The sequence below is a fragment of the Arthrobacter livingstonensis genome (genome assembly GCF_003219815.1).
Taxonomy (GTDB): domain Bacteria; phylum Actinomycetota; class Actinomycetes; order Actinomycetales; family Micrococcaceae; genus Specibacter; species Specibacter livingstonensis.
Genome location: NZ_QJVD01000021.1, coordinates 1 through 21,642, shown reverse-complemented (window position 1 = coordinate 21,642; position 21,642 = coordinate 1). Strand labels below are relative to the sequence as shown.

General features: G+C 60.2%; 22 protein-coding genes and 3 pseudogenes. 12 read left to right on the top strand and 13 right to left on the bottom strand.

The annotated features are described in order from the left end of the window. Positions 1–85 precede the first annotated feature (85 nt). The 9 genes and pseudogenes from CVV68_RS16915 (at position 86) to CVV68_RS16870 (ending at position 7,716) form a co-directional block, all read left to right on the top strand. On the top strand, positions 86–883 hold the full coding sequence (locus tag CVV68_RS16915) for a DUF2236 domain-containing protein (protein WP_245933605.1): 798 nt from the start codon (positions 86–88) through the stop codon (positions 881–883). 164 nt (positions 884–1,047) lie between these two features. Beyond that, positions 1,048–1,368, top strand: a complete 321-nt coding sequence (locus CVV68_RS16910) for a hypothetical protein (RefSeq protein WP_110502176.1) — start codon at positions 1,048–1,050, stop codon at positions 1,366–1,368. Further along, positions 1,368–2,369, top strand: a complete 1,002-nt coding sequence (locus CVV68_RS16905; RefSeq protein WP_110502175.1) for an MAB_1171c family putative transporter — start codon at positions 1,368–1,370, stop codon at positions 2,367–2,369. Before CVV68_RS16910 ends, CVV68_RS16905 begins: the two co-directional genes overlap by 1 nt. A gap of 216 nt (positions 2,370–2,585) precedes the next feature. Then, positions 2,586–3,644: a DUF4192 domain-containing protein gene (locus CVV68_RS16900; RefSeq protein ID WP_170133220.1), complete on the top strand. Its 1,059-nt coding sequence runs from the start codon at positions 2,586–2,588 to the stop codon at positions 3,642–3,644. An 84-nt stretch (positions 3,645–3,728) separates the two neighbouring features. Continuing rightward, positions 3,729–3,956, top strand: coding sequence for a helix-turn-helix domain-containing protein (locus CVV68_RS16895; RefSeq protein ID WP_110502173.1), 228 nt, complete (start codon positions 3,729–3,731; stop codon positions 3,954–3,956). A 100-nt stretch (positions 3,957–4,056) separates the two neighbouring features. Further along, positions 4,057–5,196 carry a tyrosine-type recombinase/integrase gene (locus CVV68_RS16890; RefSeq protein WP_170133219.1) on the top strand — a complete coding sequence of 380 codons (1,140 nt, stop codon included), beginning with the start codon at positions 4,057–4,059 and terminating at the stop codon, positions 5,194–5,196. Between the two features lie 4 nt (positions 5,197–5,200). Beyond that, positions 5,201–5,524, top strand: coding sequence for an ArsR/SmtB family transcription factor (locus CVV68_RS16885; protein WP_110502171.1), 324 nt, complete (start codon positions 5,201–5,203; stop codon positions 5,522–5,524). Positions 5,525–5,670: 146 nt separating this feature from the next. Beyond that, positions 5,671–5,835: pseudogene (locus CVV68_RS24330) on the top strand (transposase); the annotation flags it as partial. Positions 5,836–6,642: 807 nt separating this feature from the next. After that, positions 6,643–7,716: a CAP domain-containing protein gene (locus CVV68_RS16870; protein WP_146238941.1), complete on the top strand. Its 1,074-nt coding sequence runs from the start codon at positions 6,643–6,645 to the stop codon at positions 7,714–7,716. Here the strand turns inward: CVV68_RS16870 and CVV68_RS16865 are convergent. The 9 genes and pseudogenes from CVV68_RS16865 to CVV68_RS16825 form a co-directional block, all read right to left on the bottom strand. Beyond that, positions 7,713–8,616 (bottom strand): annotated as a pseudogene (locus CVV68_RS16865) (IS5 family transposase). The gene CVV68_RS16870 and the pseudogene CVV68_RS16865 overlap by 4 nt on opposite strands. A 199-nt stretch (positions 8,617–8,815) precedes the next feature. Further along, entirely contained in the window at positions 8,816–9,061 is a 246-nt protein-coding gene (locus CVV68_RS16860) for a hypothetical protein (RefSeq protein WP_110502168.1), read from the bottom strand. A gap of 93 nt (positions 9,062–9,154) precedes the next feature. Next, entirely contained in the window at positions 9,155–9,772 is a 618-nt protein-coding gene (locus CVV68_RS16855; protein ID WP_146238940.1) for an Asp23/Gls24 family envelope stress response protein, read from the bottom strand. A gap of 48 nt (positions 9,773–9,820) precedes the next feature. Further along, on the bottom strand, positions 9,821–10,408 hold the full coding sequence (locus CVV68_RS16850) for a DUF6286 domain-containing protein (protein ID WP_110502166.1): 588 nt from the start codon (positions 10,406–10,408) through the stop codon (positions 9,821–9,823). Beyond that, positions 10,405–10,827 (bottom strand): Asp23/Gls24 family envelope stress response protein, encoded by a 423-nt coding sequence (locus CVV68_RS16845; protein WP_110502165.1) that lies wholly within the window; start codon positions 10,825–10,827, stop codon positions 10,405–10,407. The genes CVV68_RS16850 and CVV68_RS16845 overlap by 4 nt, the downstream gene beginning before the upstream one ends. After that, a complete protein-coding gene (locus CVV68_RS16840; protein WP_110502236.1) occupies positions 10,824–11,003 on the bottom strand; it encodes a hypothetical protein in 180 nt (59 codons plus the stop codon). The genes CVV68_RS16845 and CVV68_RS16840 overlap by 4 nt, the downstream gene beginning before the upstream one ends. A 70-nt stretch (positions 11,004–11,073) precedes the next feature. Continuing rightward, complete coding sequence (locus tag CVV68_RS16835) at positions 11,074–11,577, bottom strand: Asp23/Gls24 family envelope stress response protein (protein WP_438502653.1); 504 nt, start codon at positions 11,575–11,577, stop codon at positions 11,074–11,076. 531 nt (positions 11,578–12,108) lie between these two features. Next, on the bottom strand, positions 12,109–12,633 hold the full coding sequence (locus CVV68_RS16830; RefSeq protein WP_211320885.1) for a DUF4396 domain-containing protein: 525 nt from the start codon (positions 12,631–12,633) through the stop codon (positions 12,109–12,111). A 119-nt stretch (positions 12,634–12,752) separates the two neighbouring features. Beyond that, positions 12,753–13,175 (bottom strand): annotated as a pseudogene (locus tag CVV68_RS16825) (YdhK family protein). A 488-nt stretch (positions 13,176–13,663) separates the two neighbouring features. Between CVV68_RS16825 and CVV68_RS16820 the strand changes: the two are divergent. Both CVV68_RS16820 and CVV68_RS16815 read left to right on the top strand, forming a co-directional pair. Next, the gene (locus CVV68_RS16820; RefSeq protein WP_110502164.1) at positions 13,664–13,867 is read left to right on the top strand and encodes a cold-shock protein; all 204 of its coding nucleotides are present in this window, start codon (positions 13,664–13,666) and stop codon (positions 13,865–13,867) included. Positions 13,868–14,083: 216 nt separating this feature from the next. Beyond that, positions 14,084–14,506: a hypothetical protein gene (locus CVV68_RS16815; protein WP_146238939.1), complete on the top strand. Its 423-nt coding sequence runs from the start codon at positions 14,084–14,086 to the stop codon at positions 14,504–14,506. Between the two features lie 434 nt (positions 14,507–14,940). Here the strand turns inward: CVV68_RS16815 and CVV68_RS16810 are convergent, their stop codons facing one another. From CVV68_RS16810 to CVV68_RS16800, 3 genes are read right to left on the bottom strand one after another with little or no spacing between them, the layout of a single operon-like run. Beyond that, positions 14,941–16,557, bottom strand: coding sequence for an amidohydrolase (locus CVV68_RS16810; RefSeq protein ID WP_110502162.1), 1,617 nt, complete (start codon positions 16,555–16,557; stop codon positions 14,941–14,943). Next, entirely contained in the window at positions 16,558–18,039 is a 1,482-nt protein-coding gene (locus CVV68_RS16805; protein ID WP_110502161.1) for a sodium:solute symporter family protein, read from the bottom strand. Next, positions 18,036–18,281: a DUF3311 domain-containing protein gene (locus CVV68_RS16800; protein WP_110502160.1), complete on the bottom strand. Its 246-nt coding sequence runs from the start codon at positions 18,279–18,281 to the stop codon at positions 18,036–18,038. The genes CVV68_RS16805 and CVV68_RS16800 overlap by 4 nt, the downstream gene beginning before the upstream one ends. Before the next feature lie 120 nt (positions 18,282–18,401). Between CVV68_RS16800 and pdxR the strand changes: the two genes are divergently transcribed. Next, on the top strand, positions 18,402–19,883 hold the full coding sequence (gene pdxR, locus CVV68_RS16795; protein WP_110502159.1) for a MocR-like pyridoxine biosynthesis transcription factor PdxR: 1,482 nt from the start codon (positions 18,402–18,404) through the stop codon (positions 19,881–19,883). Between the two features lie 838 nt (positions 19,884–20,721). Here pdxR and speB read toward each other — a convergent pair. After that, the gene (speB, locus tag CVV68_RS16790; RefSeq protein ID WP_245933610.1) at positions 20,722–21,558 is read right to left on the bottom strand and encodes an agmatinase; all 837 of its coding nucleotides are present in this window, start codon (positions 21,556–21,558) and stop codon (positions 20,722–20,724) included. Positions 21,559–21,642 lie beyond the last annotated feature (84 nt).

Here is a 21,642-nt window from a genome sequence, read left to right as displayed (position 1 = left end):
GTGCCCGGTGCATTCCAGTCTCACTGCGAGCCTGCAGGCTCAGCAATCAGCATCACCCGGAGACTGGGAGCGCACCTTCCGGCAAATGGTCATGTTCGACCTAGCCAAGGACATGGAGCTCGGCAACTTCCTCTCCTATTATCGGAACTTCGCCGTACCCCGCCTGGCACAAACGCTGGTGGAAAATGGCGAAATCCTAGAACGTCCCACGAAGCGTTCCTACGACACCGCCATCGTGATCTACGAGCTGATCGCCAACGGCCTCGACAGCCTCCGCGGGCAGGAAATGATCGCACTCCTCAACCGGGTGCACAGATACGTCCCCGGCACACCGGAGGACTTTCGCTACGTCCTGCTCACGCTTCTTGTCGTGCCAATCCGTTGGACGCAGCAGCATGCGTGGCGTCAGCCCACGGTTAGCGAAGTGGACGCGGCGACTCGCTTCTTCGCGGAACTCGGCCAGCGGATGCACCTCGTCCAGCTGCCCCAAACATTCACCGAGGCTGCCGCGATCCTGGACGCGTATGAGGCCGCGAACGTCATGACCAGTTCAGCTGGCATAAGTCTGATGGGCTCAACGGTGCAGATACTCAAAGACACCTTGCCACGACCAGTGCGTCCATTCACCCGGACATTGCTCAGTGCAATGTTCGACGACGATAGGCTCACCGATGCGCTCGGCCTCCCCCGCCGGCGTCGTTGGTCCCGCGCAATGCTCAACACGGCGCTAAGTTTGCGAAACGTGGTCGCGCGGCGGAAGCCGCTCCCAGCAGAACCTCGTTTTACCCCCGGCCGCTCTGGGTCCGGGGCTTACCCCAACGGATACGTGCTGGCTGACCTTGGACCCACTCGTGTCATGGGTCCTGTGGATCACGGTCACTAATGGACGTCCGGAAAGCCCACCAGGCAGCGCTTGCGGCTGATCAGCGTCTCAAGCTCCCCGGGGAGCTCACCCTGGAAACGCTTCGGCACTATTTAGCCGGTGAGCGACACCGGCCAATTGACATCGATGAAATGCCTGGACTGCCAGGAACGGATGTATGCGGAATGTGGTTCGCGTTCGAGGACAGGGACCTGATCGCGCACGCACCCACCCGCTCACCCTTGCACCGCCAGCAGGTTGTCCTCCACGAATTCGGCCACCTGATCCTGGACGACAACATCAAGACCCTCCACGTTGAAACCAGCTTGGCTTTGATCCCCAACGTTGACCGGTCAGCCATCCATCATGTTCTTCACCGGCGGAGTTTCACCGATCCCGGGGAGCTTGCTGCAGAGTTGCTAGCCGACCGTCTGGCGACCCGCATCATGCAGGGCACGCAGCGACTTGCCTCCGAACACTTGGCCTTTGCCGAAGTTTTCGGATAATGCAGTACATTCCGGCGGCGCTTCTCTGGACCCTCGCACTCATCCGGCTGCCGCACGCGAGGAATGCTCACGGCCGACACGTCTTCTGGGCCGCATTTTGTGCCGCGGTTGCCTGCACCCTGTACTCACCGAACGTGTACCTCGTGGTCGACGCCGTACTCGGAGGCCATAATCTGGCGAAGCTTGCCACGCTGATCACGTTGATGCTGGGCTTTTGGCAGTTCCGCAGCGCCGTAGTCGTCGCTGTCTCCACCGATCAGGCGCGTTGCCGGCGACGTCTTGCCTTGGGGCGCTGGGTTCTGGCCCTGACTGGAATCTTCGCCGTTCTTGGCTTTCTGTTCAGTCGCCCGGTCACCACAAGCGCCAACCTTCAAGTCGCCTACGCCGACGAGCCCGGAATGAAGTTATTCCTCCTGTCCGGTTCGAGCTTTCTGGTCTGGGCCGGGCTGGACCTCATGGTGACTTGCATGCGCGCTTGGAGGCACATGCATTCCCGAGCGTTCCGCGCCGGATTCCTCGTGATCGCAATCGGCTGCGCTGCTTCGTGTCTGGCCATCACCGACCGCGTCCTCTATGGTGCCATCAGCCACAGCTTGCACCCGACGACGACGTTCACCGCCTTTTTGGATTCCACGTACTGGCCCCTTGAGGTGCTGGCAGTGATGTGCATAGGGATAGGCTTAATCCTTCCCGCCATGCAGCGGCCCGTTGGTCACCTGCAGCAAAGCCTGGAAGCGAGGGCGCTTCTCGTCAAACTCAGGCCAGCCTGGCTCCGTGCAACAGCAGCCCGCCGCGAGGACATCATCATCAATCAGTCGTCATTTGAGTTGCTTACCCCTCTGCGGCGGCACGCAAAGATGCACCTGCACCGGCGATTCATCGAAATCAGGGACGGCGAAATGCTGTCGGGCGACATCGCCGTTCTACTCCCAGGTGACATTCCATTGCTCGAGCGGGCCGAATCGCTGCTCAGGAAGAACCAGTGCATCGGTAGTTCGTGAAGCAGCTGAATTGCGCCGCTGCTCCATCAGGCGCTGCATGCGGCACAGGCTGGCGGTTTCACCGCAAGCTTCCTGCCGGCCGTGAAAACCAAAAGTGGCTCGCGGCCCTGGATGGCATCGCCTCAAATCACTTCCACTCACGTCGTTTTGCGCATTTCACACCATGAACAGGCAACAAGAGCTTCGGCTCGCGGTACGCGCATGGTCGGAGGAAATGTGGAACGGCTCAGCATCAAGACTCCGGGCGACTTCATCGCCCTGATGGGGCACAGTCTCGGCTATTGGCCCCAGGAGAGTTTGGTCTGCATCATCGTGGATGACCGCCGCATTGGCGCGACCCTTCGAGTCAACCTGCCCAAACCCGGCCATGACGCCGCTCGATACGTTGACGATGTAGTCAAGTGCATCGCCGTCGACAGGGAAGCGACCGGCGTCGTCTTTGGCATATTTACACATGCCCCCTGGCAGCATGGGGATCCCCGGCCGTATGAGGCCACCCTGGAATCCCTCACTGGAAGGCTGTCCGAACGTGAGATATCCCTCCGGGACGGCTGGTATATCGGCGAGTCGACCTTCACCAATTACCTGCGCATGACTGATGATTCACCCCGGAGCTATCCACTGGACCGCATCACTGCGAGTCAGCTCAACGCCGAGCTCGTGTTCCGTGGATCCAGCATTGCTTCGAACCCCGGATTCAATGTCCCTGTCCTCGCCCGGCGCGACGTCGGCGAGGAAGTCTTCAAGCACTGCGGCAGGATCGAGGCCATGAGTCCTCCCGCCGCCATCGCCGAGGCACGGGCCCTGTGGTGCGAACTGCTCAACGGCTCCGACATGCCGACCGATGACGAGGCCGCCGAGCTATTGGCTGACTTCAAATTCACTTCAGTGCGCGACCGGCTCTTGGCAGACATCCCTGGCATTAGTGGGGACTTGAGAGACCTTCTCCTCGGTCAAACGAAGCAGGCACCACGATGGGGCCGGGTGGACCGGGCAACTGATGTTCTGTTGTACGTCTATACCCTCGCCGATGGCGCCCACGCAGCACCGGTACTCACCAGCTTGGGCGTCATCCAATGGTGGGAAGGCAGGAGCTCCCGTGCTCATGAGTGTTTCCAACGCGCGCTCGAAGCCGACCCGTATTACCGGCTTGCTCGGCTCAGCGATCAAATGATTGGCGAGGGGATCCTCGCGCCCTGGGCAACGGACCGCAATGCGGCCTACCAACCGCCCATGAACCGCGGACCTCATATTGAAGGTTTGGGCATGGCGTAGGCATTCCAAGTACCGCCCGATGGCCATGTCGTTCCAGCCCGGAATGACCAATAACAAGATATTCATCTCTCAAAGGACATTCCGATGACCCAGCAACTAAAGCCCGATACTTCCACCGCTGAGGCCGGCTTGGTTGAGGAGTGGTTGACGCCGAAGGACATCTGCAGGGAACTGCAAATTCCGGAACAGACTTTCTACCAGTGGCGCGTCAAGCACCTCGGCCCGAAGGCTCATCGCATTGGCCGGCACCTCCGCATCAGCCGCACTGACTTCAATGAATGGATTGCCTCCACGGAGGACCACTTTGCCTAGAAAACGGACACAGTTGGGGACATGGGGAAAAATACATCGAACCCAGCTGAAACCTAAGATCTGGCGTGCACGCGCCAAGTTCCGCTCCTTTGACGGCAAAATGCGCCTCTACGAAGCGCAGGGAGCCTCCGGCCCGAAAGCAGAAGCAGCCCTCATCCACAGGCTCACACTTCTTGTCCCTGTCAATGAGGAAGAAATCAGCCCCGACATGCAATTGTTGGAACTTTCCAAGATCTGGTGGGCGGAGTTTGAAGACCTGGACCGCGCCGCCAATACCAGTAGAAGGTATCGCGAAATCATCAACACATACATCCTGCCGGGCGTGGGAGACCTCACGATCAGGGAAGCCACTGTGAATTCATTGGATAGGTTCCTCAAGACTGTTCGCACCAAAAACGGCAATTCGACAGCCAAGATGTGCAAGACCATCCTGTCCGGCATGTTGAGTCTCGCCACCCGCCACGGTGCCCTAAGCGCGAATCCACTCAGGGAAGTCGCACGGATCCCCATCTCCACCAAGGAGGTCAGAGCCCTTACCTTGGATGAAGCCGTTAAACTTCGTCGCGACGTCCATGCGTGGCAACAACCGACCGGGGGTCCCAACGGACTCCATGAAAAGGACGTCCTGGACGTTGTGGACATCATGCTGGCCACGGGGGTCCGTATAGGCGAAGCGCTGGCGATCAGATGGGTCGACGTCGACCTTGATGCCGACAAGCCAACGGTGGCTGTCAACGGGACCATCATCAATCTTCGGGGAAAGAACGGGCTGATCATTCAAGACCATCCCAAGAGCGCCAATTCCAGACAGCGGTACTTCCTGCCACTCTTTGCTGTGGAGATGCTGCGCCGGCGTCAGGCCGACACGGCCCGATCGAATGTTCTGGGGCTGGTCTTCGCTTCCAGTGTGGGGACGATTCGTGATCCCAACGGCTTCCGTAAGCAATGGCGGGATGCACGGACGGCCATCGGTTTCGAATGGGTGACGCCGCATACTTTTCGGAAATCCGTCGGTACCATTCTGGCCAACACCCAGGGCATGGCCGCTGCCACGGCGCAGCTCGGCCACTCAAGCGAAAAGATCACCAGCAAGCACTACGTCCAGAAAACGCATCAGGCGCCGGACAATACCGAGGTTCTGCAAGCCTTTGGTCGATCACAGCCCAAGGAAGTGCCAGGCGTCATATTTGCTGCTGACGAGCCGTCCGATGTAAGTCTGTGGACAACGGAAGGAGAATAGGACCATGCCAAAGATCGTGCACCCAGAGGGCCCTGCGTGGACGGCCGATGTGGAAGCCGCAACGGGGGCTTTCGGTAATCGCGGGCACAACGAAATCATTCGCTACTTGAATGATCATGGTCCCGTGAGACGCGGGGACATCGTTGAAGCCGTAAGTGCCAGCGAGGCGAGCGTGGCAAAACATCTCCTCGTGCTCGAAGATTCCGGGGTCATCATAGTCGACACCATCCGAGGCCAGCGGCACGGCCGGGCGCCACGCTATTCGGTCGATCTTAACCGCGTCGACGAACTGGTAGAGGCGCTTAGGGACTATCTACTGAATCGTTAGCCGCCTCCGCCACGGGATGCAGGGCAAGGTCACGATCCAGGACCTCGATGATGGCCTGGAGAGTCTCGGGCGACAAGTCTCCCAAATCTCGCAGTCAACGCGCACCCCGTGCGCGTGGTGAGGATCCGGGGGCACTGCTGCCACCGCTCCACCGGGTCATCTCGTTCGTCAAACGATGGATGTTGGGCACACACCAAGGAGCCATCGGCAATGCGCACTTGCAGGCATACCGCGATGAGTTCGTCTTCCGTTTCAACCGCCGCAAATCCTCATGCCCGCGCCTCGTCTTCGTCCGCGTTCTCCAACTCGCCTTCGCACACCCCGTTCCGCTACCGCGGCCCGGTAGCCGAGCCCTGGCACAAACGAACCCACCCGATCCCATCTACCGCCAGCGGACACCCCTCAAGCCTGGAATGCCCAGCCGTCAGCCGGCCATGGAGGACATCAAATTAGGCCCGTCAGCTGGATACGCCAGGGACACCTTCTGCCACGGCTATCGAAGTTCGGCTAATCTGACGAAATGCGACTGAGAGTCAGAGTGCCCACAAAAGCCAACACGAGCGAAAGCAATGCAGTTCTAGGTGGAGGGTTTCAAATAGCGTGGCCAACTCTCGCAATTATTCTTTCAGTCATTGGACTAGGCCGGCCGGAAATATCCAGGGCGGGGGCCTAGGGCGTGTCTCCTTAATGCGGTGGCCGAGATGACGGCCGCTTGGAGGACGGCGGCTGACCGGTGGGTTGGGGCAGGCTTGTCGTAGCGTGTAGCCAGTCCGCGCCATTGCTTCATGGAGTCTAGGCTGCGCTCCACGACCTTGCGGAGTTGGCTTAGCGAGAAGACACCCCGAAATTATGTCAAACCCCGAAACGACCGGTCAGGAGGCACACCCTAACTAATTGTTAGTGAAGGAAGGTTTCGGAGGACGAGAAGAAATGTGGACGTCGGACTGGGCAGAGTGCATTGGGGTGAGAATTTGAAGCTGGCGGTGCCATATCGCAGGTCGAGCCCGATCATGCCGGCCACAACACGCTGGTAACGGTGCCGCGGAATACCTCCTCAGCGGACGTGGTATCGTAAGCACCTACTATTGGGGGAACATTTGAATTTTGTAGGCAAAGTCTTGACCGCCGCCGTTCTCGCGGCTGTCGTTTCTGGCGGTGGAGTATCTGCGGCCATCGCTTCGACAGCTCCTGCACAGGCTCCTGCTGCAGCCAAGACGGCAACGCCCACACCATCTGTCACCATTCTCTCCATTCCGAACGCCGTCGTCGCGTCGAGCACCGCCAAGTTCCTAGCGAAGCCGCTGTACACAAAGTCGGCAACCGCAGTTTTGTCCAGTACCAGGCTGACCGTGAAGACTGCCAGCGGCAAGGTTGTCACCCCCAGCGCCACCAGTGTATTGCTGGGGCCCGGCTCCTACACTGTGACAACCACGATCAACTTCTGGTACCTGTCAGGAGGCAAGAAGGCCACAAAGACGGCTGCGAAAACCCAGAAGTTGCTCATCTCGGTAAAGGCGCCATCGGTTTACCCGAAAGTGATTCCCAACTATACCGTTGCCAGTTCGGCAGCCAAGGTTCGCGTCTTCCCTGCGTACTCCAAGGATGCCGCGGCTGTCCTGTCCAGTACCAGGCTGACCGTGAAGACTGCCAGCGGCAAGGTTGTCACCCCCAGCGCCACCAGTGTATTGCTGGGGCCCGGCTCCTACACGGTGACAGACACGATCAACTTCTGGTACCCGTCAGGAGGCAAGAAGGTCACGAAGACGGCTGCGAAGACCCAGAAGTTGCTCATCTCGGTAAAGGCGCCAGCCGCCGCTCCGAAGCCCGGCTCGTTGACGTACTCGTCCTCTGATACGGCGTCCGTCATCAAGGCTTTCAATTCGGCTCGAGTAGCAGCAGGAAAGCCGGGGTTCAAGTCAAACGCCAAGCTCACCACCATGAACCAAACCCGCACTGCCTCCCGCTATAAAACTCATACCAATTTCTCGTCCGTCCCGGGCGTCCTGTTCGCAGTCAGCCACGACGGCTACTCTCGGAACCTGTCACTCGAGTTCGCCATCAATGAGTTGCTGACAGATCCGAAAGCTCGCGCCGCAATCCGAGACGCAGACTTCACGACTCTTGCGGTGGCCGTCTATACCGAAGGATCGGAAAGATACGTCGGCGTGATTTTCGCCGGTCTAATGTCCTAGGGCGCGTCTGCCAATGCGGATGCCCAGATGACGACCGCCTGCAGGACGACGGTCGAGCGGTAGGTAAGGGCGAGCTTGTCGTACCGGGTGGCCAGGGACTGCCATTGCTTGAGCGTGTTGAAGCTGCGCTCGACCACGTTGCGGCGTTTGTAGGCTTCCCTGTCGTAGCGGACCGGCCTGCCGCCAGCGGAGCCTTTGCGCTGTCGGTTTGCTTTTTGGTCCTCCTTTTCCGGGATGACACACTCGATGCCCCTCTCCCGCAGGTAGGCGCGGATCGCTTTGGCTGAGTAGGCTTTGTCGGCCATCGCCCGGTCCGGGCGGGTGCGCGCCCGTCCGCGGCCTTCCCTTTCGACCCTCAGGGCCTCCATCAGGTTCTCGAACATGGGCGAGTCCCCGCCCTGGCCCGGCCCAAGGAGCTGGACCAGCGGGCGTTGATTGCCGTCCACCAGCGCGTGGATTTTGGTGGTCAGGCCGCCGCGGGAGCGGCCGATGGCGTGATCGGCAGGCTCCACGAGCAAATTCTTGTCATTCGATAGGTCCCCCTGTGAGGCGAGGGAGATTGGTGCCATGCTGGTGGGCACGGTTGACCGTGGAATCCACCGAGACCCCCCCCCAATTGATCAGCCCGGCGGCATCCGCCCGGGTCAGCAGGGAGGCAAGGGCCTTGTCCCAGGTCCCGTCGCCACTGTAGCGGCGGTGGCGCTTCCAGACCGTCTGCCACGGCCCGAAATGCGGCGGCAGGTCCCGCCAAGGGATGCCGGCCCGGTACCGGTAGATGATTCCCTCTGCCATGAGGCGGTGATCCTTGAACGGACGGCCCAACTTCCCCTCGGATTCAGGCATCAGTGGGGCAATTTGTTTCCACTGGGCATCGGACAAGACGGCGTAGCGAGGGTTCATTCCTCCGTCCTGCCGATGCATCAGTCAGATCATTGGGAGACACGCCCTACTACCACGGGCCGCATTTATTGACCAGTGCGGCAGGGCTCCGAGCGTCCACGGATTCCGGGCATCTGCAGGGTGGTCAATGCTCTTGCGACCCGCATTGGGTCGAGTCAGCATGTCCGAATCCGTGGGGCTGTGACCGGTCCCCTATCTGTCACCGGCGTGCTTTTTTGGCACGGCGACGAAGACCGCGGGCCACCTTGGCTTTCACCTTTTTGGAAGTCTTGGCCGCATCCTTCCCTAGCGTGTCCTCCACGACAGACACACTCCCCTGCACGGGTTCGCTGCGCCATAGCTTCGCGGCAACGTGCTTGAGTTCCTCGTAGCGTTGTGTACCGGCCTTGGCACCGAGAACATACCCGGTGGCCATTCCAGCGAGAAACGTGACTTTTGCTTTCATGACTGCTCCTTTGACCGGGACAACGAGCGTCGCTGCCCGGGCTATGTTCGATGGATGATGGTGGGTGTTCAGAGGACGATCCAAGCCGCCTTTCTATCCAACTACCGTGCCCGTGGACTGCACCACGGTTCCCGTGCGTTGGGTTCGTCCGCTGACGTCAACTTGCAGTCGGGCGCGCTGTAACGGTGCTTCCAACGCGTTCGCGAGGTCCAGCAAAATGGTGGAATCGATACGGTGGATGAGGTCCTGGATGTTGGCCCTGTCGTTGACCGTGACCTTCAGGGTCAGGTCCGGGGCATTGGCGCTGCCGCGCAGCATCGCGGAGGCGGCAACAACACCGGGGAGGATGTTGACCTGGTTTTCAACTGCGCCGGCCAGGACGGCGGGGTCACAGACGGTGAAGCCGCCGGCGTCATGGCCCTGCAGGCGGTAGGTCCCTGCCGCATTCTTCCGCGGGATCTGGGCGATCATCCACAGCAGTCCCAGCACCCCGGCAATGACTCCGACGATCAGCAGGACGGACACCACCGCCGACGCGGCGAAGAAGGCATGCAAATCTCCGGTAACAACACGGGTTCCTGATGGGGCGCTCTGGAGGAAGCGGTGCAACTGGCCGCCGGCCTGAAAGAGCAAGGCGATGCCAGCGATCAGGACCAGCACACCCAAAATAGCCAACCAGATGCGGTTTATAGTTCCTGCGGTCTGTCTCATCGGAATCCTTCCTTCAATAATTTGGGTTGTGCAGGTACGGGCATGGTCTCAGCGCCGGGAATGGACGGTGGCGGTGATTCGCGGGACCGGTTCTAGCCCCGTTTCCTCCAAGCGGGCCCGGACGCTGGCAGTGATCCGGGTACCCAAGTCACCGTGTTCATGCAGGGGCGTTTGGATGCTGAGATGCACCCTCCGGGCGGTTGCTGTTGCCGACGCCGAACCGACACCATCTATCTGTTCGCACTGTGCCTTAGCCAGGCGGGCGACCGCACGGCGGGTCATCACTGTTTCTTGCTCCCGCACGGGTGACGCCAGTTCCCCTGAACTGCGCCCGGAGTCATGCACTTCCAGGGCACTGAACCCTCCCGGAATGATGGCGCACAGTAACAAGATCACACCCACCAGGGCGGCGACCATGCCAATTCCCCAGATGGAGGGGGCGCTCCATGCCAGCGAGTTGAGCCAGTCTCGTGGTCCCTGCAAAAGGGTGGGCCAGTGACCGTTGACCAGCCGTGCAATGGATAACCACACCAACGCAACGCTAAGGGCAAGAAGGACAAGGCTGACGATGAGTGCTGGAACGGTACGGCTGGGCCGGTGCCGCAGGCGGGTTGAACGTTCGTTGTGCCGACTCATAGCATTTTCCTTCCTCCGGCGGTGTCGGTGGTCAGCCATGAGACCTTGATGTCTACCTGACGCACGTCAACCCCGGTCAACTCCGTCACCCGCGTCCTGATCCGTCGGCGTAGTTCCTCGGTTGCCTGGCGCAGCGGCGCCGGATACACCATCCCGACTTCCACACTAAGAGTGGCGATGTTGCCGCTAAGCTCAGCGGTCGCTTGGGGTCGTGCGGAGAGGTCCGCATGGGCGCCGATACCCAGGAAGCCTCCGGAAGAACCGCCAGCGGAGGATTCGTCCCTGGCGACCTGTCCGGCAATCTTTTCGATCACCTTATCTGCCAGTACGGTTTGCCCTCGCGACGCCATCTCGGCGAACGTCACGTCATCGGCACCGCCCACAGTTACCGGGCGGATGTGGGCTCCTGGGGATGTCATCGACTCGATGCCCGACCGAACAGGGCCTGCATATCCAACTTCCCCTCGGCAACCCGGCCAACAATCAGGCCGATGAAGCCAAGAACGACGGCGGCCACCAGCGCCCACCACCCGCCGAAGCCCAAAACAATTCCCAGCACCAGACCTATGGTTAGGCACCAACGTGTAGTAGACATAGTCATCCTTTTCCTCACCGGACCCTATTTTCCTTCCCGGGTAGGGAATTCCTGCCCGGTGTCACTGTAATTACTGAAGATCGGTCTTCTGGTCCTGCTGGTCCTGCTGGTCGTCATCAGGCAGGTGCACATCGGTGACATTGATGTTCACTTCCAGTACTTCCAGTCCGGTGGCGTGTTCCACTGACTGGATGACGTTGCGGCGGATTCCCTGGCTGACTTCGACCACGGAGACTCCGTATTCGATGACAATGGTGACATCAATGGCAGTCTGGCGTTCGCCCTTTTCCACGCTGACACCGCCGCTAACATTCGTCTGTGAACCGGGGATTCGTTCAGTCAACGCACTAAAGGCCCGGCGACCCGCACTGCCCATCGCGTACACCCCAGGAACCTCGCGGGTGGCCATGCCAGCGAGTTTTTGCACCACAGTTTCCTCGATCGTGGTGTCCCCACGTTCGGTGTGCAGTGAATCCATCGTCTTGGGCTGCTTTTGCGGATCGTTGCGCTTCTGCTCCTCCGGGGTGGCCATGACGCCGCCGGAGTTGCTGGGGGTTCTGGGTGCCTCTGTCATGGGAAACATCTCCTCGTGGGATTCGTGATCGTGCTTACATAGCTAAGGCGTATCTCACGGGTAAAACCTCACGGTGCAGAACCAAAATTCTTTTTCAAATGTTTTCACCGGATCATCCACACTCCGTCCAACCAACGAAGCGTAGTGACATGTGGGGGTAAGGGCCGGTTTCCAGCAGGAGGGGATGGACAGACTCGGAGCATCACGGATCGCGTCCCGCCACAGCTGGTGCAACTTCTGATCAAAGGCCTGCAGCAGATCACGGCGCTGAGCCCACCAGAGGCTAAAACCGCCATCCTTCCTCACGCAAACAAATGATAAACCAGCACCACCGTGACCGGCGTGGAACCCTTCACCGACAACCGCCACACGGCCAGCGGGCAGAATTTCACACCCACATGCAAAATCAGAACCCTCAGGCAGACCGGAATCGCCCAACAATCTGCCGCTTTCGGCGGGACGTCATTTATCCGCGACCAAGTGCCATGCCACTTGTTCCGGCAGCACGTTTGAGGGCTGCCCGTTTGGCGCTCAGCCCAGCAGTGTCCCGATCGAGGCGATGAATCCGCCGAGCAGGAAGGCGCTGATGCCGATGACCAGTGGCCGGTTGTCCATTGTTGCGCCCTCGCCCAGGGCGTGATGGGTAATGGCGTGTCCTTTGCCGCGACGGAGCAGGGCCCGGTTGACCGGCCAGGCAACGAAGAACGCGATGGTCAGGGCAATGGCCATGGAGACCCAGAAGATGGGGTTGAGCAGGCCGGCGTTCATGGCGCCGGGAATGACCAGCACGACCAGGTTGTCCACGATTTCCATGGTCACGATGGACAAGGTATCGGCGGCGAGCACCAGCCCCAGGGCAGCGGTGAGGGCAATGCCGCCGCGGACCAGGGGAAGTGCCGACAGTGCGTACCCGAAGACGAAGGCCAGTGCGATGGACAGGGCCGTCGTCGGCAGGTTCGACCAACCCGCCGCGGTCGCCACCAGGAGTCCGATGATCTCCCCGATCGAGCACCCGGTCAGGCAGTGCAGCGTCGCGCCGACCGCCATGGCCGACATATCATGAGGATGCCCTGCCGGTTCTCCCTCGTGCCCTTCGTGCCCAGGCAGCGCGTGGCCGTGGCCCGCAGGCTCCCCCAATATGTCGTGTTCCATCGAATTCCTCCTCGATACATCGCTCAGCTGGCGAGCCGGATCTCATCCTGAATGACCCATTTGTGATTCTTCATCGTCTTGCCGCCTGTCTGGTAGTCGACCATGTAGACGCGACCCGCCCACACCTGCTAGATCGTCGCCGTCGCTCCCTTCATTCCGGGCATGTGGTCCGCCATCATGACGGCCGTGCGGCCAACGGCCAGCCGCTGCTCCCGCGCACCTTGGAGTTCTTCCTGCACGACCCATTTATGGTCCTTGATTGCCTGCCCGCCATCGGTGGGTGTGTAGTCCACGGCGTAGGCGGTCGTCTGGAATGCCCCGGAGATCGTGGCGGGCGCGTTCATCATCCCTGGCATGTGGTCGGCCTTCAAAATGACCTCGGCCCCTACAGGGTAGCGCGGGTCGACTGCCTGCTTGACGGCCTCCTGTGCGGGGCCGCCGTCCATGGCATGGCCATGCGCCACCGAACCGGAAGACTCTTGGGTGGACTGCACGGGGTGTGATGGGCTCGAGGACCCGTCAGTGCCGCCGCCCCCTGCACCGCATCCACTCAAGATCACCACGGCGGCGTCACTGATGGCCGAGACGCGCACTTTCAGCGAGGTCTTCAAGATGCCTTCTCCTTTGCTTCGACAACACCACTACGATACCCCTAGGGGGTATCTGTGTCTAGGTGGCATCCTTCGATGGAATGAGCGGCGCCCCGCTCCGACGACTGGATTTCCTGATCCGTACCAATCTTTGACAGGCGGCCGAACGATGGAGGCGTGCCACATGGCATGGTTCCCCGTGCGGGAAACCCGTGTTCCCCCAATAGTCGCTGATTCCCTTGCACACCTGTTCCCCTGCCCCGTACATTGGGGAACATGGACGACGATGTCCGTGGCCGTCACTGATCTGGCGGTGAACCAAGGTCTTGTGAAGGAACACAGTCATGGCTACTGGCACAGTTAAGTGGTTCAACGCCGAGAAGGGCTTTGGCTTCATTGCCCCCGACGACGGGTCGGCGGACGTTTTTGTCCATTACAGCGCCATCGACGCCGGCGGCTACCGTTCCCTGGACGAGAACCAAAAAGTCCACTATAACCCCGCCCAGGGCCCCAAGGGCCCCCAGGCCGAGAACGTCCGCCCGTTGTGAGCGCCGCATTCCTGCCGGTAATTATTCCTTCCCCTTCCGGGGGCCGGCCCGCTACGGGAAATTGGCCTCAAAACCTGCCTTTACGGTGAACCACCTTGATCCTTCCCCAGCACGGAAAACCGGTCGAGTCACCTTGTGCCGGGATTCCACTCCTTGGTGGGGCGGAAGGTTGATAAGTAAGTCCGGCCCTTGTGGACGTCATTTGGGAGAATCCTCATGACCATGTTGCCCGCTGCGAATCTTCCCGGGGAAATAGACAACCCCGAGCCGCCGGCTTTAATCTGCACCATGTGTGGTAACGCCAATGACTTGGTCATCGAGGCCATCGAAGCCACCGTTCCTGCGTTGCCCGGCCATGTCTCCCTCGAGTACTCATGCATGTATTGCGGCTCCTTCTACGGCCATGACGCCAGCGTCCAGCAGGTGGCCACGCTGCTCAACGCAGGTGCAACAGCACCGGGAGTCCTGCATTTCGGCCGATATTTCATCCATTGCGGTGAACCGATGGAGGAAACCGAGGAGGGAATCTCAGGTCTCGACGGCCCCGTGGGCAGCAAAGACAGTCCGTCCCCCACGATTTCGATTCGGACCCGCCCGCTCAAGTGCCACTGCGGATTTCGACTGGACGTGCCGCTATGAGACATCCCGGCAGTGCCTCATTCTCCACCACGACACTGGAGATGGTTGTTCCGTCTTCGATCATAGTTACTGGCAACAATTGGGCCTTCGATCGCCGTGGACAGGGGCGAGTTGAGGGAAACGCGTCGGTCGACTGGAAGATTCGGCCCTGCCGGCGATGTCGGGTTTACAGTATTGCCCCGTCCAGTGGGCTGTTATCGGAACGGGCTTCTGGAAACGCTCCGAGATTCGCCGCAACAGCCAACTATTGTCCACATTGCACCGGGCCGCATCAACATGCCTTGCGAAGCCAAACCAGGGTTAACATCGGACATGGACAAGTCCTCCGGGCGGGGCGGATGTCAAGTCAAGTTCCGCCTCACCCAGAGGCCTTCTCATTTCTCACTCAGCCAGCCCGCCCGTCACCAACGTCGAGGGGCAACACATCGAGGCCGCTAGAAGCCCGCGCGGTTGAAGACGAATTCACCCCCCACCACGGTCGCCACGGCTGAGACGTTCTGAGATTGTTCAATTGAAAGGCCGACGATGTCCTGATCCAGAATGGTCAGGTCCGCATCCATGCCGGCAGTCAGTGTGCCCAGATGGGCCTCGTCGTGGGTCAGGTAAGCACTGTCGGCGGTCAATGCATGCAGGGCTGCGCGCGGGTCCAGCCTTTGTGCTTCGCCTAGGACCGAGCCGCCGCTGGTTAGCCGCGTCACCGAGGTGCGGAAGGTGGCGAGAGCGTCCATCGGCGTGATGGGGCAATCGGAATGCATGCCAAAGTGGAGGCCGCCGTCCTGCGCATCGCGGGTGGGATCAATCCTGGCGGCACGTGTGGCACCAATGAATCTGTCGCGGTGCCGATCACCCCAGTAGTAAACATGGTTGGCGAAAATGGACGCTACAGAGCCTGAGGCGACCAGAGACGCGATGTCCTTGGCCGACGCCATCTGCAGGTGTTCAACCCGGTGCCTCGGATCGTTTTGTTCCGAGCTTCCGCGCAATGTGGCAAAGGCCTGGGCTACGGTGGAGATGGCCAGATCACCATTGGCGTGGACTGCGCACTGGCCCCCGGCGTCGTCAATGCGGCGCAGGAGCCCCGCCAGTTCCTCGGGGGAATACAGCAGTTCGCCGCACTCGGTGTCCAGGCACGAGTATGGCTCCTTGAGTGCACCTGAAAGGCCTTGGATGGAGCCATCCGACCAAAATTTTGCGCCGGCCACCCTGTACTTGCCCATAGCGGGCTGGGAAAACAGGTCGGGAGACTTTTCCAAATACCGCAGGGCGAGGTCCGATCTGACGTATCCGGTTACCCGGATCGGTAGTCGGGACTCTGCGGCGAGCTTGCGCCACGTTTCGATTTCCAAGTCGCCGGCCATGATCCCCACGCCTAAGTCGTGGATGGAGGTCATGCCCCGTTCAGCTGCTACCTCCAACGAGTAGAGGGCCGCCTCCCTGACATCTGCCGCGGAAGCCTGCGGCATGGCGTCAAGTACAGCATGAACCGCCCCCATCTCCCACATCAATCCCGTCAATTTGCCGGTTTCATCTCGGACGAAACGGCCGTCCGACGGATCTGCCCGGTCTTCATGGATGCCGGCGAGTTCAAGGGCCCGGGAGTTGGCGGCCACAAAATGCCCCGAAATATGGGAGACAACGATGGGCACATCGCGGCTGACGGCATCCAGGTCCTCGCGGCGGAGATGGCGAGCTTCCGCCAGAAGGGTGTCGTCATATCCCCAGCCGCGCAGCCACTTTCCGTCGGCCAGCGTGCCCAGGTCCCCGCGAAGTGCGGCCTGAACGTCGGCAATGCTTCCGTTGAGCGGGCTGCGGCAGTCAGTCCAGTTCCGGGTGAGGCCGAAAAACACGGGGTGGACGTGGGACTCGATCAATCCCGGGATCACTGTGGCGCCGTCGAGGTTGATTCGCCGGGGTGCCGGACCGGCAGCGGCTTCAACCTCTTCCACGGTCCCTGTTTTGAGAACCGTGCCGTGTTCCACGGCGAGGGCCTCCACGGGATCGCTCCAGGCGTCCAGGCGTATCGTTCCGTTGGTGAAAACTGCGGCAGACATCTAGGAGGCGCTCACTTTCCGGGCTTTGTGATGGGTCGGGCGGGCCGGGGTTCCGGCGTCGGCGGGGAGGGGTCGTCGGCGCACCGCCAGCGAACGGGTGGGGGTGGGGGACGGTGCAACCAGCCGGCCAACACCGACCACCAGAAGGTTTGCGGCCAGCGCCGGCACTCCGATATTGAGTCCGCCCAGCGTGGCTCCGGAGAGATAGATGCCGATGGCGGTCAAGGCGCCCACCGCCAGCCCCGCGGCCATGGCGCCGGGACGTACCCGGGTCGGGAAGATCATGAGCAGGACCGGGACAATGAGCTGGGTCAGCCCATAGTACGCGGTGTTGATCAAGGTTCCCATGATGGTGGGAACCACCAGGGTCAGCACAATGGATATGGCCAGGTAGACAACGATGACCACTTTTGTCATGGGCTTTTGTTTGGCTTCACTGATGTTGGTCAGGACATTTCTGGAGAAGAGCGTGCCGATGACCAGCGCTGACGCCGCAAGGACCACGATTGCACACAGCGCCGCGCCTCCGGCGACCACGCCTACCAGCCAATCGGGCAGAAGCTGGCGTGCCACCTCAATGAAGGCAAGGTTGGTGTCTGCTCCGGTCAGGCCCGGAGCCGCCGAGATGGCGAAGAACGATGTGAGCAGGATGAAGGGGTACATCAACATGTACAAGGGCATGGCGATCTGAGTCTGCCTGATGCTGACGGGCGATTTTCCGCTGAGCACGGCCTGGACCACGAACGGGAACATGTAGAAGCCGATGGTCTGGAACAGCAAGGTGGAAATGGTGTTAAGCATCGGTGCCCCGCCGGGGATCGTGGTGTGCACCGAGCCAATATTTGCGTTCGCGACGATCGTAGCCACGTTGGGGACCTTGTTCAGCACGAAGCCGGCGACGACCAGGATGACGGCGATCAAGGCAAAGTCTTTCAGGAAGCTGACAAAGGCCGGTGCCCTGATGCCCGAGAGGAGGACGAACACCAGAGAGATTCCGACGCCAATGAGAACCGTGACCAACGGCGTCAGGCCAAGGCCCAATCCGTTAAGGGCGACTTCCAGGCCCGTCAGCTGGAGCTGGGCCCAGGGGATCAGGAAGACGACACAGACGAGTGCGGCGGTCAGCTCCAGCGGCCGGGACTTGAAATGTCCGCGGAAAATGTCCGGAAGGGTCATGGCGTCATATTGGCGCCCGGCCTTCCACAGCAGTGGAAGCAGGAAGTAGCCGATGGGGTAACCCAGGAGGATGTAGCCCATAAACCACACCGCGAATCCCACCCCGTGCGCGTAAACCCCGCCCGGGAATCCGATGATGGTGCCGATAGAATACACCTCCCCCACCACCATGATGAACACGACCACCGAGCCGAAGCTCCGGCCGCCCACCAGGAAGTCGGCGGTGGACTTTCCGGCGCCAACCCGCGAATACAGACCAATCGCGACCGCGAGCAGCAAAACAATCACAAACATGACGATCGTCATGGAGCCACCTCCGTGGTCGCGCCCTCAAGTTCGTCCAGCTGGTAGTCCCCATCCTTGTCAAACAAACGCCAGCTGATCCACATCAGCAGGCTCGTTACCGGGAACATGACGAACATGAACAGAAGGATCAACGGTATGCCGAAAATGGTTGCCGTTGACCCTCCAAGTAGCAACACCCCAAGTGTCACTAGCGTGACTGGTGTAATCAGAGCGATGACAACGCTCGCCGTTCTGGGAATCATAGCTTCTTCCTTTTTTGTAGGTTGCGTCACATTATTCTGGCTTTTTTTGGTATTGACAAGGTCCAGTATTTTGAACTTTTACCAGTCCAGAAAGACGATCTGGGCTGATATGCTCGGGCCATGGCAAGAACACGGCAGCAAACGCCGAACGACCTCGCGCTGATTCCGGCACCACCCGGGACACCCCTGTATTTGCGGGTTCGACTTACCGTGGAAAGCTTTATCGCGTCCGGGGTCTGGCCCACCGGCGACAGGATCCCGTCTAGTCGACAAATCGCCGAACTTCTCGGCGTTTCAAGGACCACAGTCCAAGCTGCATATAGTGGACTGCTCGACGACGGTTTCATTGTCTCGAAGTCCCGCTCGGGGTACTTCGTCAACCACCAGATCTCCCCCATCAGCGTCGACCACGACAGCACGCCTGGCGTGGACGCCAACCGTTCCGAGATCGACTGGGTCCAGCTGGCGTCATCGACTGCCCCGGCCTTGCCTGAGCTGGATAGGGAACCTCGATGGTGGACTTTCAAATATCCCTTCGTGACCGGCCAGCACGACCCTGCATACTTTCCGACGGCAGCCTGGATGCGGGCCTTGAAAGCCTCACTTGCCACCGACGAGCACCGTCACGCCAGTCTGGATGACGTGCTTATGGACGATCCCCTGCTGCTCGAGACCATCTGTCACCTGATCCTGCCAGCGAGGGGGATCTTTACCGAACCGGACAATGTGTTGGTCACTCTTGGCAGCCAACAGGGCCTTCAGCTTTTGGGCGAAAGACTGCTGCATCCCGGCGATTCCGTCCTCGTGGAAAGCCCTGGGTACCTCGACGCCCGTCACGTCTTTTCCCGGGCCGGAGCCAACCTCGGGTACCTTCCGGTTGACGGCGAAGGAGCCATACCGCAGGAATCCTATTCACATGCAAAACTGATCTATCTAACACCCAGCCACCAGCACCCGACCAACGTCACACTGACGGCCAAAAGACGTCTCGATTTCATTGCGGACGCCTCACGCCACAACTTCATCATTGTCGAAGACGACTACGACTCGGAACTGCGCTACAGAGGTCAGCCCTCCCCCGCGATGGCAGCGTTAGACCCCAACGGTCGGACCATTTATCTCGGGACCATGTCGAAGGTCCTGGCGCCCGGCATCCGCATCGGATTCCTCGTAGGCCCGGCGCCGCTTATAGCGATCCTGCGCAAGGCCCGGCGCTATCAGCACAGGCAGCCGCCCGGGCAAATTCAACGGGCAGTGGCGCTGCTCTACCAGAGCGGTGACTTCAGGACGTCGCTGCAGTCCTACAGACGGGCCCTGGGCACCCGCTGGCAAACTGCCTCCGCAATTGCTCGTGAGATCTTTCCCGACGAGCAGATCCTCCCCCCTGGCGGAACCGGCCTATGGCTCAAGGCTCCCACCCAAATAGACACACGGGAACTGCGGGTCGTGGCCAAGAAAAACGGGATACTGTTTGATTCAGGCGAAAAGTATTTCGCTACTTGTCACGCCTCAAACAACTACATGCGCATAGGATTCGCATCCATTCCCAACGAGCGGATTGAACCTGGGCTCCTGAAACTTGCCACGCTATTCAGCAAGTAACCATGCGTGGACGAGCCCACTGAATAAGCGCTTTAGCCATCCTCACCTATAGAATCCGCCAAGTGGACGTGGAAGCCGGCGCTGGACTTGACCGGAACAAAACGTGTGACGTCTCGGTCGTCGCCTGCCCCTTATCGCCCGACCTATTCTGCCTGTGGTGGACATTCACTTTTCGTGCTTGCACCTTTGTTCGCGTAGCCGACCCGTTTTTGCAGATATCTGCGGCCAAAGGGCTCAGTCGTCGTCGATGATTGCGTAAGATTCACTCATCTTTTCGACCGAAATCTACGGCGATGGCTGACATGTCGGAGGCATGAAATCCAAACAAAATTCCCGAGAATACGAGAATTTCGACAATCATTTTCAGAGCAACCCACTCATCTTTTTGTACCCAGGCCTCACGATGCGAGCGGCAATGCGGAGTTTCTAGCGCTCTGGCGCATAGCCTGCACGCTCCCAAACCATTGGTAAGATCCGGAACGCCGATCCGAAAGTCTCCAATTTCGTGAAGCAACCGCCGAAGGGCCGCTAAAATCCATCAGATCCGTGGCCATACGGTTTTCGAGGTGGGAGTCAAACCCGGAAGCAGCTCTGCAAATACCGCTCAACCGATGAAACATGCGGAAACCGACCCTGTTCGACACCGTCCCAACCGGTCAGGCGGAAAATGTGTTGATACTGTCAACATGACCAATATGACGAAACTGGGCAGTAACTCAAACGCCGACACACCCCGCATTTAGCTGTGTTATCTGTAACCAAAGTATTGGTCGGAACTGGCGTCTAAGCTTGTGCAGTCCCCTTACCCGATGGTAGCGGTGGACGGCCACCTTGATTTTCAGATGCCGTGGTGTTCTTTGTCGTAGGCCATCACGGACAGTATTTCCCATGCGGTGTGCGCGGCCGCAAGCCCGGTCAGGGACGCATTGTCATAGGCCGGGGCCACCTCCACAATGTCTGCGCCGGCAATCCCAATGCCCGTCAGCCCGCGCAAAGTGGCGAAGAGTTCACGCGTGGTGAGACCGGCCACCTCAGGGGTGCCGGTTGCCGGGGCGTGTGCCGGATCAAGCACGTCGATGTCGACGGAGATGTACACCAGCCCGCCGGCAACCCGATGACGAATACGCTCCACAATGTGTGCGGTGCTCTGCTCTTCGTAATCGTCGGCGCGGATAATCTGGAAGCCCAGTACCCCGTCGCTTTCCAGTTCGTTCTTGTCGTAGACACCGCCACGGAAGCCAACATGGATACACCGTTCAGGATCCAGGAGGCCCTCTTCGGCTGCGCGCCGGAACGGGGAGCCATGCCAGATTGGGGCACCGAAGTGCGTGTCCCATGTGTCTAGGTGCGCATCGAAGTGGATCACGCCGACGGGTCCATTCTTTTTGGCCACAGCACGCAGCAGCGGCAGGGCAATGGTGTGGTCACCGCCCAGGGTGACAAGCCGCGTCCCCTGTTCGGCAAATGCACTGGCCGATTTCTCTATGGATGCTACGGCGGCCTCGATGCTGTACGGGGTGACCCCCAGGTCCCCGGCATCCACTACCTGGTGGACCTTGAACGGGTAGACGTCATGTGTCTGGTGATAGGGGTGTAGCTGACGGGATGCCTCGCGGATGTGGTTCGGGCCGAAGCGGGCACCCGGACGGAAACTTGTGCCGGCGTCGAAGGGAATGCCTAGACTGAAGTTACGTAGGCTCTTTCCCCGGTTTCTCGCTGGATCCCGGGGAAAGGGCCACTTTTATACCAATAATTGTAG